At 44.2% G+C, this 15,248-nt stretch carries 13 protein-coding genes and 1 other RNA gene; 9 read left to right on the forward strand and 5 right to left on the reverse strand.

The window, feature by feature from the left end:
- Window positions 1–83: 83 nt before the first annotated feature.
- The 6 genes from FK220_RS17740 to FK220_RS17765 all read left to right on the forward strand — a co-directional run bounded on the left by FK220_RS17740 (window position 84) and on the right by FK220_RS17765 (window position 6,263).
- Window positions 84–686: a DUF2306 domain-containing protein gene (locus tag FK220_RS17740; RefSeq protein ID WP_152575697.1), complete on the forward strand. Its 603-nt coding sequence runs from the start codon at window positions 84–86 to the stop codon at window positions 684–686.
- A 248-nt stretch (window positions 687–934) separates the two neighbouring features.
- Window positions 935–2,653: an amidohydrolase gene (locus FK220_RS17745; RefSeq protein ID WP_152575698.1), complete on the forward strand. Its 1,719-nt coding sequence runs from the start codon at window positions 935–937 to the stop codon at window positions 2,651–2,653.
- A 110-nt stretch (window positions 2,654–2,763) separates the two neighbouring features.
- On the forward strand, window positions 2,764–3,147 hold the full coding sequence (locus FK220_RS17750) for a nuclear transport factor 2 family protein (RefSeq protein WP_152575699.1): 384 nt from the start codon (window positions 2,764–2,766) through the stop codon (window positions 3,145–3,147).
- 66 nt (window positions 3,148–3,213) lie between these two features.
- A complete protein-coding gene (gloA2, locus tag FK220_RS17755; protein ID WP_152575700.1) occupies window positions 3,214–3,597 on the forward strand; it encodes an SMU1112c/YaeR family gloxylase I-like metalloprotein in 384 nt (127 codons plus the stop codon).
- A gap of 203 nt (window positions 3,598–3,800) precedes the next feature.
- Window positions 3,801–5,756 carry an adenylate/guanylate cyclase domain-containing protein gene (locus FK220_RS17760; protein ID WP_152575701.1) on the forward strand — a complete coding sequence of 652 codons (1,956 nt, stop codon included), beginning with the start codon at window positions 3,801–3,803 and terminating at the stop codon, window positions 5,754–5,756.
- A 57-nt stretch (window positions 5,757–5,813) separates the two neighbouring features.
- Window positions 5,814–6,263 (forward strand): GNAT family N-acetyltransferase, encoded by a 450-nt coding sequence (locus FK220_RS17765; protein ID WP_152575702.1) that lies wholly within the window; start codon window positions 5,814–5,816, stop codon window positions 6,261–6,263.
- Window positions 6,264–6,402: 139 nt separating this feature from the next.
- Here FK220_RS17765 and rny read toward each other — a convergent pair whose 3' ends face one another.
- The 4 genes from rny to FK220_RS17785 all read right to left on the reverse strand — a co-directional run bounded on the left by rny (window position 6,403) and on the right by FK220_RS17785 (window position 8,878).
- Window positions 6,403–7,971, reverse strand: coding sequence for a ribonuclease Y (gene rny / locus FK220_RS17770; protein WP_152575703.1), 1,569 nt, complete (start codon window positions 7,969–7,971; stop codon window positions 6,403–6,405).
- A gap of 135 nt (window positions 7,972–8,106) precedes the next feature.
- Window positions 8,107–8,217: non-coding RNA, 6S RNA (gene ssrS / locus FK220_RS17775), on the reverse strand.
- A gap of 58 nt (window positions 8,218–8,275) precedes the next feature.
- Window positions 8,276–8,572: a cell division protein ZapA gene (locus tag FK220_RS17780; protein ID WP_152575704.1), complete on the reverse strand. Its 297-nt coding sequence runs from the start codon at window positions 8,570–8,572 to the stop codon at window positions 8,276–8,278.
- 15 nt (window positions 8,573–8,587) lie between these two features.
- Window positions 8,588–8,878: a hypothetical protein gene (locus FK220_RS17785; RefSeq protein ID WP_152575705.1), complete on the reverse strand. Its 291-nt coding sequence runs from the start codon at window positions 8,876–8,878 to the stop codon at window positions 8,588–8,590.
- 273 nt (window positions 8,879–9,151) lie between these two features.
- Between FK220_RS17785 and FK220_RS17790 the strand changes: the two genes are divergently transcribed.
- The 3 genes from FK220_RS17790 to FK220_RS17800 are packed head-to-tail and all read left to right on the forward strand — an operon-like array spanning window position 9,152 to window position 14,018.
- Window positions 9,152–10,861, forward strand: coding sequence for a M23 family metallopeptidase (locus FK220_RS17790; protein WP_394352434.1), 1,710 nt, complete (start codon window positions 9,152–9,154; stop codon window positions 10,859–10,861).
- Between the two features lie 5 nt (window positions 10,862–10,866).
- Window positions 10,867–13,335 carry a TonB-dependent receptor gene (locus FK220_RS17795; RefSeq protein WP_152575707.1) on the forward strand — a complete coding sequence of 823 codons (2,469 nt, stop codon included), beginning with the start codon at window positions 10,867–10,869 and terminating at the stop codon, window positions 13,333–13,335.
- Window positions 13,336–13,355: 20 nt separating this feature from the next.
- Window positions 13,356–14,018: a hypothetical protein gene (locus FK220_RS17800; protein ID WP_152575708.1), complete on the forward strand. Its 663-nt coding sequence runs from the start codon at window positions 13,356–13,358 to the stop codon at window positions 14,016–14,018.
- Here the strand turns inward: FK220_RS17800 and FK220_RS17805 are convergent.
- Window positions 14,015–15,169: a cysteine desulfurase family protein gene (locus FK220_RS17805; RefSeq protein ID WP_152575709.1), complete on the reverse strand. Its 1,155-nt coding sequence runs from the start codon at window positions 15,167–15,169 to the stop codon at window positions 14,015–14,017. The two genes, FK220_RS17800 and FK220_RS17805, sit on opposite strands and share 4 nt — an antisense overlap.
- Window positions 15,170–15,248: the final 79 nt, after the last annotated feature.

The following is a 15,248-nucleotide window of genomic DNA, read 5'->3' on the forward strand; positions in this document are numbered from 1 at the left end:
TAAAACGTTTGTCATTCAAATCATTTCCTTGATGTTCGACCCATTCTTTTACTTTAAATCACAAGCTTTGGTAAGTTTGGAACATGAGAAAACTTGCTTTTATTACTTTTTTATTAGTCGGAGCGATTTCAATGATTGTCATGTCTTACCATTACTTCGAGTTAGATAGCACGGGTGTGCTTGAACGAAAGGAAGTCGCTGAAGAACTTTGGTATCTATTTACTTTTAGAACGCATATTCTTTTAGGATTGGTAGCTATTTCCAGTGGACCATTTCAATTTTTAGAAAAAGTATGGGTATCCTATAAGTCTATCCATAAAAGAATTGGATATGTATACGTGTCAAGTGTAATCATTAGCAGCGTATCTGGACTTGTGATTGCCCAATACGCCATGGGAGGCTGGATATCCACAATGGGATTTTCCTTATTATCGGTAGCTTGGTTATTCATTACCATCAAATCAATTATTTCTATACGAACCGGGAAAATAAACAGTCATCAAAAATGGATGTTTTTAAGTTACTCTTTGACCTTTGCCGCAATAACCCAAAGAACATTATTGCTAGTTCCACTTTTAACGGAAGTACCTTTTATTCCCATCTATCGACTCTCAGCCTGGTTGCCGTGGTTACTCAATCTCAACATTGCATATTTTCTTTTTAGCCGCTATTCATCGGAAACTTAATACACTACTGCGTGTCCAATTCCCCGGAGGCACCTATAATAAGTACGAAGACAAATCACCATAACATGAGCTATTTTGTTGCCTACCTTCACGGGCAAATAGCAACAAAGACTGGCGCATATTAATTGCAACGCTCTCGAAGGTATCGGGTCTTAGCTAATTTGATGAACAGCTATCCCGCGATTCCCATTTTGTTCCTGTTTTGCCGGATAAAATCGTACATTACCCTTTTCTAAATACCCATATCTATGCGATTACGAAAAGATAAATTATGGTGCTTATCGATCAGCCTGCTTTTTCTAGCTGCTTGCTCAACACCCAAAACCCCTTCTGCAACCCTGTTAATTCACGGTGGCCCCATTTATACGGTCGATTCGACCCAGGCAATGGTGGAGGCCGTTGCTACGAAAGACAATAAAATCCTATTTGCAGGAAGCCTCGCCGAGGCAAAAAGCTATAAAAACCAGGATACCCGGGTCATCGACCTGAAGGGTAAGACCATGACCCCCGGTCTCATCGAAGGGCATGGCCATTTTATGGGTTTGGGATACAATGAGTTAAATCTAGACCTGCTCAATACCACTAGCTATCAGGAAATTGTAGATGCGGTAGCCGAAGCGGTAAAGACGACAGAGCCCGGTGAATGGATTACCGGACGGGGATGGCATCAAAGCAAATGGACGGAAATGCCGGCGGACACCGTAAAGGGTTTTCAAACGCATCACAGGTTGAGCGAGGTATCTCCCGATAATCCAGTATACCTGCGTCATGCCAGTGGCCATGCCGGTTTTGCCAACGCCAAGGCTATGGAAATTGCAGGAGTGCAAGTGATGGCCAAGGAAGGAAACACCCTTGAGATAGAAGGCGGTGAAGTCATGCTGGACGCCCTGGGTCGACCTACGGGTATTTTTAATGAACGAGCCATGACCTTGATCACCCAACACATACCGGAATCTACTCCCGAAAAAAACACCAAAGCCTTCGATTTGGCCGTAGCAGCCTGCCATAGAAATGGCATTACGGGCTTTCACGATGCCGGTATCGGCCGGCAGAATATTGCGCTCTACGAAGAAATGAAGGCCAAGGACCGGATGAAAGTGCGCCTCTATGCCATGCTCACCGGATGGGACAAGGAGTTGCTCAATGAGTGGTACGAAAATGGTCCGTTTGTAGACCCCGACAATTTGTTGACCATCCGTTCCGTAAAATTGAACTGCGATGGCGCCCTGGGTTCAAGGGGAGCTTGGTTGTTGGAAGCCTATACCGATAGACCAGGGCATTTCGGGCACGAAACCCTCCCGATGAACTTTGTAAAGGAAACCGCCCTAAACGGATTACAATATGGTTTTCAAGTTTGTTCACACGCGATAGGTGATCGGGCCAACAGGGAAATTCTAGATCGCTATGAAACCGCGTTCGCTGAATTGCCCGATGCGGCCAACGATCATCGATTTCGAATCGAGCATGCACAACATCTGCACCCTGATGACATCCCCCGTTTTGCGGAGTTAAAGGTAATACCGGCTATGCAGGCCGTACACATGTCCTCCGACAGGCCTTGGGCCATCGATCGACTGGGAGAAAAACGAATCAAGGAGGGAGCCTATATGTGGCAAGACTTGCTACAAAGTGGTGTACCTATCGTCAATGGTACCGATGTACCGGTAGAACCATTGAACCCGATTGCCAGCTTCTACGCCAGTGTAAGTCGCAAAACCTTACAAGGCACCCCAAAAGGGGGTTATGAGCCAGCGCAAAAGATGACCAGGCAACAAGCCTTAAGGTCGTATACATTGGATGCCGCCTATGGTGCTTTTGAAGAGGACATAAAGGGTTCCATCGAAGTAGGCAAACTGGCCGATTTTACCATTTATACCCAAGATTTGATGACCGTGGAGGAAGATGAGATCTTAGATACGGAAATCGCCATGACCATTTTTGACGGCAAAGTGGTGTACACCAAATAAATTGTAGTAATTCAAAACCCGGCAATATAGGGTTCCGATCTAAAAGGGAAAATGCCCTTTCCACTCGATACCAAATACATAAACCTTACGAAAAAACCCTTTGAAGAGGAATGAAACAGGATTTGGAGAAAAATAAAAAGAACGCCATTGCTTTCTATAAAATGGCATACGAGGGTAACCCATCAAAGGCAGTGGAATTGTATGTTGGCGATGTGTATATTCAGCATAACCCATTGGTCGGGGATGGAAAACAACCATTTATTGACTATTTTGAAAGAATGGCAAAGGACTATCCCGACAAACGCATTGAATTTGTTAGATCGGTAGCGGAGCAAAATTTGGTAGCATTGCATACACATCAAACATGGCCGGGGGATGAAGAATACGTAACGATGGACTTTTTTAGATTTGACACTAACGGTAAAATCGTGGAGCACTGGGATGCCATGCAACAGGTCCCGAAAGAATCCGCCAATGCCAATGGGATGTATTGACTTATATTCAGTACGTTCAAAACTTCGAAGCTGTTTGAGTAAATACCGGGAAACTTTCAAGTATCAATGATTGAAAACGTCCACCATATTGCGATTATTTGTTCGGACTATGAACGTTCAAAGTCTTTCTACACCACCGTCTTGGGACTCGAAGTGGTGAGGGAAGTCTACCGGGAAGGGCGGCAATCCTACAAACTGGACCTGGCCTTGAATGGCAGGTATATCATCGAGCTTTTCTCCTTTCCTCATCCCCCGAAGAGAATATCAAGGCCAGAAGCTACCGGACTGCGACACCTGGCGTTCGAAGTGGATGACATCGGGAAAGAAGTACTCCGTTTGAAAGAACATGGCATTACGGCGGAAGCCATCCGAATAGATGAACTTACCCAAAAGAGATATACCTTCTTTTCCGACCCGGACGACCTGCCCATCGAATTTTACGAAACGTAGGCCTAGCACTTGTTGGTATGGGATGAAATAGCCACGACCTAGCAAATAAGGATTCTCACCATGGACGATTACACCATCATGCCCTTGAAAATTAGTATTTTTAATAAGACAATGACCTACCAAGCCAGCATACCATAGGAAACGGTTGGGAAATAAAAATGTCGAGAGCGCTACATCACGCCTAGAACCGATACATAACGTTTATGCACAGACCAACTATTCTAATATTATTGCTTTTTTACTCCGGTCTGTCATACGCCCAAACCCATCTCGACTCTTTGTACCGTATTTGGGAAGACGTCAATAGCCCCGATACTCTTAGGGCCAATGCCCTAACAGACTATATCTACGAAGGATATTTCTATACCAAGCCCGATAGTGCGGTTATCCTGGCGGATGAACTTCTAACATTCAACGAAAACACCAGCAATCAAAAAGGAATGGTAGAAACCCTTGATTTAAAGGGGTACGTCCTTTTTAGAAAGGGCGATTATTCCCAAGCCCTACAATCGTATCAAAAAGGATTACGGCTGGCCAAAACGATTGAATATCACTTGGGCGCTGCGGATATTCTTACTAAAATTGGATATCTGTACCATGACAATGAAGACATCCTCACCGCCTTGCAGTACTATGAACGAGGCTTAAAAATCTATGAGAAACTCGGTGACTTGGATGGCATGGGTTCCATCTTCAACGAGTATGGCAGTATCTACAGAACCAGGGGAGAACATGAAAAAGCGTTGGACTACTACCAAAAGGGTGTAGCCATCAATGAAGATACCGGGGATGAAAAGGGCAATGCTGCCTTATACGTCAATATAGGACACCTGTATGCCGATCAGGAGGAATATTCAAAAGCGCTCGACAGCTATCAAAAAGGACTTGGCATCGACGAGGCGACCGGAAATCAATTAGGGATTGCTTCCGCACTTGCAGGTATAGGCACTATCTATTTGGAGCAAGGCGATGATGCCAAGGCCTTGGACTTCCTCCTAAGGAGTTTACAAATCAGCGAAACCATCAACGACATCCAAGGACGTGCCGCTACTTTATTGAACATCTCTGATATTTATTCGGATAAAGGGGATTTCTCGAAAGCCATCGCCTATTGCAAAAAAAGCCTTGAACTTGCCGAAGGTATTGGTGACATCGGAAATCAGGAGTCGTCATGCGATTGTCTTTATTATGCCTATAAAGGTCTAGGCAACATGAAAGAAGCCTTGGTGTATCATGAGAAGATGTTACAACTTGCAGATAGTATCCAGACCGAGGAAGCGGCCATTAAACTGCAGCAGATGGAGTTTTCGAAACAACTATTGGCCGATAGCTTGCTGCAGGTGGAAAAAGATTTGGAAGTAGAAATGAGACATCAAATGGAGGTGCAGGAAAAAGAGACGAATAGAAATATGGCCATCGGTGTCGGTGTATTCTTTTTGATACTTTCCGTTGGACTCTATAGTAGATGGCGCTATGTAAAAAAATCAAAGGCCATCATCGAAAAGGAAAAAGATCGCTCGGAGAATCTATTGCTTAATATCTTACCGGCCGAAATAGCGGAGGAACTCAAGCAAAAAGGAGAAGCGGCAGCCCGCGACTTCGAGTTGGTCTCCATTCTTTTTACCGACTTTAAAGGTTTTACCGAACAATCGGCCCAAATTTCCGCCAAAGAACTGATTGGTGAGATCAATCACTGTTTCAAGGCCTTCGACCTCATCTGTGAAAAATACGGAATCGAGAAGATAAAGACCATCGGAGATGCCTACATGGCAGCCGGTGGCTTACCGGTGCCTTCGGACGGGTCTGTTCAAAATACCGTTATGGCCGCCTTGGAGATGCAGAACTATATGACCGATAGGATCACTACAAAAAAAGCCAAAAATGAATTTACCTTTGAAATGCGATTGGGTATCCACACCGGTCCCGTGGTTGCGGGTATCGTCGGGGTAAAAAAGTTCCAGTACGATATTTGGGGAGACACCGTGAACACTGCCTCAAGAATGGAGAGCAATGGGGAAGTCGGTATGGTAAACATCTCCCAGGATACTTATGAACTGATCAAAGACCTTCCCCAGTTTGCCTTTTCACCAAGAGGAGAGATAAAAGTAAAAGGAAAGGGGGAAATAGCTATGTGGTTTGTTAAAATGGCCCAAGTTTAAAAGTTTACATGTTAAAAAGGACCAAACTGACTAATCTCGATTAATTACAGCACATAGATGAGGATTGAAAAAGCAAAGAGTAGCGATTCCGCAAAACTCACTGAACTGACATTTCGTTCCAAAGCACATTGGGGCTATTCCAAGAAACAGCTCGAAGAGTGGCGGGACGAACTAACGGTAACCCCTACTTATATACGACATAATCAGGTTTTCAAACTAACCGGCCATCAACAAGTAATCGGGTTTTACGCCTTTCGTCCAGAAAATAAAACCGATGTAAAACTTGATTTCCTATTTATGGAACCCCGATTTATCGGCAAAGGTTATGGGAAACACTTGATGGACGATTGCACGAAACGAATCCGTAGTCTGGGGTACAAGACCATAACGCTGGATGCCGACCCCAATGCAGCGACCTTTTACGGGAAAGTTGGGTTTCGGGTGATTGGACAATTGCAAAGTTCCATAAAAGAGCGATTTTTACCGATTATGAAAATGACCTTTTAGCGCTCTGGAAACAGCATTCGGTGATGCTCATCGAAAGGTCACGGAAAAGTAAAATACGCTCAAAACCCGACTTCCAAAATTGTATCAACGTTTTTGTGAAAAAGGGCTACAAAGGCTCCTTTAAGCCAGACAAAGCCAACTATTTAGCCACATTCACCGCTCTAGTCTCCCGAATAACAGTAACCTTGACCTGACCGGGATACGTCATATCGGTCTGTATCTTCTGGGAAATTTCAAAAGAGAGCTCGGCAGCCTTGTCATCGCTCACCTTTTCACTTTCCACGATAACACGCAGTTCCCTACCAGCCTGTATGGCATAGGCTTTTTGCACACCGCCAAAACCAAAGGCGATATCCTCTAAATCCTTTAATCGCTGTATGTACGAATCAAGTACCTGGCGCCGTGCACCCGGTCTCGCACCACTAATGGCATCACAGACCTGTACAATGGGCGAAATCAAGGTCTTCATTTCGATTTCGTCGTGGTGGGCACCAATGGCGTTGCACACATCGGGCTTCTCCCCAAACTTTTCGGCCCATTGCATTCCCAAAATCGCATGCGGTGTTTCGACCTCCGCTTCGGTGTTGGGTACCTTCCCGATGTCGTGTAATAACCCCGCACGCTTGGCCAATTTAGGATTTAGCCCGAGTTCGGCGGCCATTACACCACATAGTTTTGCAACTTCCCTGGAGTGCTGCAAAAGATTTTGACCATAGGAGGAACGATATTTCATACGCCCAACGGAACGGATCAATTCAGGATGCAATCCGTGAATACCCAAATCGATTACGGTACGTTTTCCTACCTCCACGATTTCTTGTTCTATTTGCTTTTCGGTCTTCCTAACAATTTCCTCGATACGCGCAGGGTGTATTCTTCCATCGGTCACCAATTTGTGCAAAGACAATCGGGCAACTTCCCGTCGAACGGAATCAAAACAGGAGAGTATAATGGCTTCGGGGGTATCGTCCACAATGATTTCAACTCCGGTAGCGGCCTCCAACGCACGGATATTTCTCCCTTCCCGTCCAATGATACGGCCCTTTACATCATCCGATTCCAAGTTGAACACAGATACGCAGTTCTCCACGGCTTCCTCGGTACCAATACGCTGTATGGTATTAATTACGATTTTTCGTGCCTCTTGTTCCGCAGTAAGTTTGGCTTCTTCCACCGTGTTTTGAATGAAGCTCATCGCATCCGTGCGGGCCGTCTCCTTCAAGGACTCCATTAACTGGGTCTTGGCATCTTCGGCGGAAAGCCCCGAAATTACCTCCAGTTGTTGTACCTGATGTTTGTGCAATTTTTCAAGTTCGGCCTGTTTCTTCTCAAAAACCTCAATACGGTGTTCTGCATTCTTTATTTTTGACTCTAGCTGTTCGTTCAGTCTTTTGCTCTTGGCCAGTTCATTGCTTACTTGTGATTCTTTATCCCGTGCGCGTTTTTCGGCTTCATTAATTTTCTTGTCCTTTCCAATAATCACCTTCTCGTGCTCTGCCTTCAACTCCAAGAACTTTTCCTTTGCTTGGAAAATCTTGTCCTTTTTAATGTTCTCACCTTCCGTTTTGGCGTTTTTCAGGATGCTATCCGCTTCCCGCTTGGCATTGGCGATCGTTTTGGACGCTTTGCCTTTCTCCATAAATTTTGCAATGGCAAAACCTATGGCGAGCCCTACTACTGCCGCTATGATGATAAATGTATAATCCATGGTGTTCAAATTAAACTGTTCAATCGAAGCAACCCGCTCCCATTGTATTGTGATTGGTCCCTGTCGTCGGGATATTCAAAAACTTGTCCCGAAACGAACCTATAAAAAAAGCCCACATCGGAGGAAGTTTTGTACAAACTCCTATAAACAGGTTTAGGGCTAACAGACCGATCAAGGATCCTTGTACAAGCAAGGCATGCTTTTACGACCTAAACTCACCCTTTTTAAACTTAATTAACGTTGAGTTTGTCAAAAGATAGTACCAATGTGGGCAGTAACTTTGATTGTATTTTAAAGAACGTATTTACTTTATACTAAGCTTGGCATTCACCAAATCGTCAAGAGACTTCAACCGCTCCAGGGCCTCTAGGGTACCTTCGGATTGGTCGATGCCTTTTTGCTCTATTTTCGATGCGAACTGTAAGGCACACATGGCGAGCACATCTTGTTTGTCACGCACGGCATAGCTCTGTTCGAACTTTTTGGCCAATTGCTCAATGTTCTTTGCGGCTTTCCGCAACCCCTCTTCTTGGCTGGGGTCTATGGTTAGGGGATATACCCTATCTGCAATTGAAAGCTTTATCTTGAGCTTTTCAGACATACAATTTATTGCCAATTATTCAGCAAGCTGTGAAATGCAATGGTCCAACTCCCTGATCAATGTGTTTATTTTAAGCTTAGCTTCCGTTTTATTTTCATTACTGCCTAGCATTGAATTCGCCAACTTTAAGGAATTGTACTTTTCTTCCCACTCAGAGACCGAACTGTGTACGGTTTCCTTTTCGTTCTTCATGGAAACCAGTTCTCTCTCTAACCTTTCATTAGCCTGATGCAGTACATCCAATCGGTGTAGCAATTTGCTAATTTTGTTTTCAAGGGAATCAACGATTTGAACCAATTCACTCATAAACGAAATTCAATACGATTTACACAAAGTTAACATACATCTGCCGACTTAGCAATTCTTTTTTCAATTATTCCTTAAGCGATACTTTAACGTCATGAAAACGCCTCGCGGCCCTTAGCTGGCTCCCAATGTAAAAGGTTTTCCAAAATCAAGTCGGATAATTAGGTTCATCTGTTTAAATTTACCCGTTTTTTAGTGTCATACCCCAATACCTGACAAAAAATCCCGTTTCAATATTCACAAATAGGCATCAAAGTTGTTATGGTTTACTTCGTGTTACCAAAAATTGACAAGAGAAAAATAGTATGTGGATGGGTTTTGTGCTGTTCACTTTTTGTAATTGCACAGGAGAACTATCCACAGGAAACCTTTCAATCTCCCATGGATATTCCTTTGATACTCGCCGGGACTTTCGGGGAGTTGCGTTCGAACCACTTTCACGCGGGAATCGACATCAAGACACAACAAAGGCAGGGACTACCGATTTATGCCATTGGTGACGGCAGTGTTACCCGTATCAAAATAGCACATTGGGGATATGGTAAGGTACTCTACGTGGCGCATCCGAACGGATATACCTCGGTTTACGGCCACCTCCAAAAATTCGCGCCTGAAATCGAGGCGTACATTAAAAAGGTACAATACCAAAAAAGATCTTACCAAGTAGAGGTATTTCCAGACCTAGGGGAAGTAACGGTCAAAAAGGGACAGGTCATCGCTTATTCAGGGAATACCGGTGGTTCTTCCGGGCCCCATTTACACTTCGAGATCCGAAGTAGTATTTCCGAAAAACCTACAAATCCCTTGTTATATGGCTTTGAGGTCAGGGATGCGACCAACCCCGTTCTAGAAGAAGTCTATGCCTACCCCCTTTCTAAAAATGCCAGAGTGAATCAGAGCACCGACAAGGTGGAATTGAATTTCAAAAGACAGAAAGACGGTACTTTCTTGGCCGATAAGGTGTCTGCTTTGGGCACTATCGGTTTTGGTTTTAAGGGCTTTGACAGACAAGACCTGGCGGCGAATAAAAATGGTATATATTCAGTACAACTCAGTGTTAACGGAAAGATATATACCGATTATGATTTTGAGACTTTTTCTTTTGCAGAGAGCCGATACATCAACACCTTGATAGATTATGAGCATTTCGGAGCCTATCGCCAGCGTATACAGCAGTGTTTCAAAACACCCGGAAATCGGCTCGGCATCTATAACACCCTCTACAATGACGGCAAAATAAACATTCAAGAAGGGATGAGTTATAGCGTAACCTTACTCCTTAGGGACCTTGGTGGAAACGAGACCAAGATCATTATTCCGGTCGAAGGAAAGAACGAACCCGTCAAAATTGAAAAAGAAGAGGAAAAAACGGATGAGTACCTTGTGGCCAAAAAGAACAACAATTACGACCTGGGCGCCGCCACCGTTTATTTTCCCGCAAATACCTTTTACAAAGACTTTTATATTGACCTCAAAAAAGGAACGGATACCATTACCATACATAATAGCAGAGTTCCTGCCCATCGGAATTTCACCCTCACCTTCGATGTTTCCAAATATAGTAAGGAGGAGAGAAAACAACTTTTTATTGCCCGATTGGACAAAGATTTGGATGCCAATTATGCATCGACTTACAAGAGGGGCAATACCTTTACTACAAGAACTAGAAATCTGGGAACCTATACCCTCGCTAAAGATACCATTCCCCCAACAATTAGACCCAAAAATTTTAAGGAAAAACAATGGTTGAACAACTATAGCTATCTCAGTCTCCGAATTTCCGACGACCTCAGCGGGGTCAAGAGCTATTCCGCCACTCTTAACGGTGACTGGATTCTTATGGAATACGAGCCAAAAACAAGGACCTTGACATACAACTTTGACGACAAGATATTGGACAAAACCCAATGTGAACTCCAAGTTACGGTTAGTGATAACGTAGGCAACACGACCATTTACAAAAGCACATTTTATCGTAAATAGAAAATTTGAGGCGTTTTAGATATCTTATTCTCTTGTTGGTATGCTGCCCATTGGGCCTGATTTATTCTCAGACCGCTACCATCACGGGGGTGGTGCTCGATGAAAATGAGTCGCCTTTGGGGGGAGTAAACATCACTACTGAAAACGGGGGAAGCTTCACGGATCCGGATGGTTTTTACGTACTGCAGCTCGTGGCCGATACCCCCACCACGGTTACCTTTTCACATTTGGGCCATGAGAACGTGGTCTTGGAAAACCTTATCCTTACGACCAACGAGACCTTTGAGTTCAATCCAGTAATGAAGACCAATGCCATCCAAGTGGCAGGAGTCACCGTAAGTCCGACTGGGGAAAAGGAGGCCAGGGGCATCCTAAGCGTGTCACCAGAGGTCGTTAGGAAAATCCCAGGAGCGAATGCCGGGGTAGAAAACGTGTTAAAGTTATTACCGGGTGTATCATCAAGCAATGAACTCAGCACACAATATTCGGTTCGGGGCGGCAACTACGATGAAAATTTGGTCTACGTGAACGACATCGAGGTCTACCGCCCCTTTTTGGTGCGTTCCGCGCAACAAGAAGGACTCAGCTTTGTGAATAGCGATTTGGTTCAGGATGTTAAATTTTCACCTGGAGGTTTTCAATCAAAGTACGGGGACAAGTTATCTTCCGTCTTGGACATTACCTACAAAAACCCGGTTGCTTTTGGGGCGAGCCTCGATGTAAGTTTCTTGGGAGCTGCGGCCTCGGTAGAGACTATCTCCGAAGATAAAAATTTTAGCGGTATCCTAGGCGTCCGATATCGAAACAATAGCTTACTGGTCAATAGCCTTGAAACACAGTCCAATTTCAATCCCACCTTCGCGGATTTACAAAGCTATTTCACCTATCGTTTTTCCAACAAGTTCAATCTTAGTTTTTTAGGGAATATCAGTATTAACGACTATCAAAACGAACCCATCAACCGGCAAACCACATTCGGTACCTTGGATGCACCGGAGGTGCTCACTGTATTCTATGAAGGAAGGGAAAACAATCGCTTTGATACGGCACTAGGTGCCTTTAAGGGCACTTACGTTCTAAATGATGAGGTAACCTTGAAACTCATTTCTTCAATCTATCATACTACGGAAGAAGAATATTCGGATGTTATCGCACAATACGAACTGGGCGAAATCGACACCAACCTTGGAAGCGATAATCTCGGTGAGGTAAACTCCTCGCGTGGATTGGCAACTGAATTCAATAGGGCCCGTAACGACTTGGACGCCCTCATCTTTACTATGCAACACCGGGGAAGATATGCCAAAAACCAAAAAGTACTCGAATGGGGAGGCAAATATACCCACGAAGATATCAGGGACCGTATCCGGGAATCCGAATTTATTGACTCCGTCGGTTTCTATATACGACCGCCATCTTCAGAATTTGTCAACAATCAGCCGGAGGAACCTTTCGACGCCCCCATTATTGCCTTTGATGAACTGAACGCCACCAACTTTGTCAAGACAAATCGCTTTAGCGGATTCATCCAATACAGCAATCAAAAATCTTGGAATGGCAATGAAATCTACTACAATATGGGCCTCAGGGGTCAGTACTGGACCATAAGTGGTACCGGGGTCGAGAAGGTGTCGCAGTCCATTTTGAGCCCCAGGGCCCAATTCGCACTCAAACCCCGATGGCAACGTGATATGCTTTTCAGAATTTCGGGCGGTGTCTACCAACAACCCCCATTTTATAGGGAACTAAGGGATCAAAACGGGACGATCAACCCCAATGTCAAAGCGCAGAAGTCCATTCACCTTGTGTTGGGCAGCGAGTATAGCTTTACAGTTTGGGACCGCCCTTTCACCCTTGTGGGCGAGACCTATTACAAGGCCCTGAGCAACGTGAATCCGTACACCTTGGAGGATGTTCGCATTCGATATGCGGCAAACAATAACGCCGAGGCCTATGTCTATGGGGCCGAACTACGTATGAACGGTGCCTTTGTCCCGGGAACGGAATCGTGGTTGAGCTTGGGATACCTTAAAACGGAAGAAAATATCGATGGCCGTGGATACATATCCCGCCCCACTGACCAACGTTTAAAAGTGGGGATTCTCTTTCAGGATTACGTGCCCAATATTCCTGATTTGAAAATGTATTTGAACCTAATATACAATACCGGGGTACCCGGGGGATCGCCGAATTACGCCGACCCGTACCTTTTTCAAAATAGATTACGGGACTACAGACGGGCAGATTTGGGAATTTCCTATATTTTTGTCGATAGCAATAAAAGATACCCTAAAAACCATTGGCTTTATCGCTTCAAGGCGTTGAGTCTTGGTTTTGAAATTTTTAATCTGTTCAATACCCAAAATTCCATTACTAATACCTGGGTAAGGGATGTGGATAGTAAACAACAGTTTGCCGTCCCCAATTTTTTGACCAGCAGGGTGCTTAACCTAAGGGTGGGGGCCCGATTCTAAAAACAGTTTAGGATAGTCAAATGAAAAATAAGATTCTTTTTATCATAGTACTGGTTTTCGGCTTTGGCACATATGCCCAAAAGAATATTTATGAGGCCGATACCTTCGATGAATTAAGCAAAGACCATAAGGTGTTGGCCATATTGCCTTTTTTGACCCGTTTAGATTTAAAGGACGATATGACCAAAGAGGAGCTGAGGGCGTTGGAAAAAAAAGAAGGAGTGGCCGTTCAAAATGCCCTGGAGACCTATTTTTCCAAAAGAAAGAAAAAAAAGAAATTCTCTGTCGAATTTCAAAATACCAAAAACACCAACGCAATTCTTGCCCAGAACCAAATCACATACGAAAATATAGATATCTATACGACCAAACAGTTGAGTGAAATATTGGAGGTCGATGGAATCGTAAGCGGCAATTTAGATTTGAACGTATTGCTATCCAAAGGAGTACCAACTGAGTTCAGTATCATCGATTACTTTCTTGGGGAGGCGAATTACGGTCGAATTGGTATCAAAATAAGCGATGGTGATACTGGAAAACTACTATGGAAATACGAAAAGGAAATCAATAAGAAATCAGGTAGAAATACCGACGACCTTATTGACAGAATGATGAGAATGGCCACACGAAAGTTTCCGTATGATCGGGAAAAGCGCAGGGAACGGAAAAAGCAAAAGAATTAATCCGCTATAAATTCCTTCAGTGTTTCCACAACATAGTCAAGCTCTTTCTTCGTGTTGTATTTCGAAAATGAAAAACGCAGTGACGGTCGTTGCAACTCCTCATCCGTTAATATTTCCCGCAATACATGGGAACCTGCATCGCTTCCCGACTGGCAGGCACTCCCTTTTGAACAGGCGATTCCTTTGATGTCTAAATGAAACAACAACATTAGGGCCTTTTGGGCATCTATAGGAAGACATATGTTTACCAGCGTGTAGGTGCTGTTCTCCAAATCTCCCGAATAGCCATTGAACCTAGCATCAGGAATCTCGTTTTTGATCCGTTCGATAAAATAGCGTTTCAATTCGGTGATGTAGGTGCGTTCCGATTCGAGATTGTCATAGGCAGCGATAAAAGCCTGCTCCAAACCCACAATATTGTGAAATGCTTCCGTACCTCCCCTGAAACCGCGTTCTTGGGAACCACCTGAAATAAAGGCCTTTAGGCCTGAGTTTTTCCTGATGTATGCGAAACCAATGCCCTTTGGCCCATGAAACTTATGAGCCGCCGCCGTCAGGAAATCCACCGGGATTTCTTCTAAGTCCCATTCATAATGCCCAATCGACTGTACGGTGTCCGAATGGAGCAAGGCGGCATACTTGGAACATAGCACGGACACCTCTTTCATATCGATCTTATTCCCGATTTCATTGTTTATGTGCATCAAGCTCACAAGCTTTTTACGGTCATCGACGCTCAAAAGTTCTTCCAAATGCATTAAATCCGGATTCCCGTGGGCATCAAGCTTTAAAAACTTTAGATGCACACCATGTTCATTCACCAAGTCCTCTGCCGTATGGAGAACCGCATGGTGTTCGATTTTGGTCGTGATGATCGTATTGACACCCAGATCGCGAACGGCACAACGCATAATCATATTATCCGCTTCCGTGCCCCCCGAGGTAAATACGATTTCCGAAGAATGTGCATTCAAATATTTTGCAATGGTCTTCCGGGCAGTTTCTATTGCCGTTTTGGCCGATCTTCCAAAGCTATGGGTCGAAGAAGGATTCCCATAACAACCGGCCAAAGCCTCCTGCATTTTGGCGATTACTTCATCCCTGACCCTTGTGGTAGCGGCATTATCCAAATAAACTTTTTGTACCTCCAACGCTTGTAAATTTCAATTCCCCAAAAATAACCTAAATAAAGTTAATTTCTAAGGCATGTGGGTTCATGCTATCGGTAAT

The sequence above is a fragment of the Pelagihabitans pacificus genome, from assembly GCF_009371985.2.
Lineage (GTDB): Bacteria > Bacteroidota > Bacteroidia > Flavobacteriales > Flavobacteriaceae > Pelagihabitans > Pelagihabitans pacificus.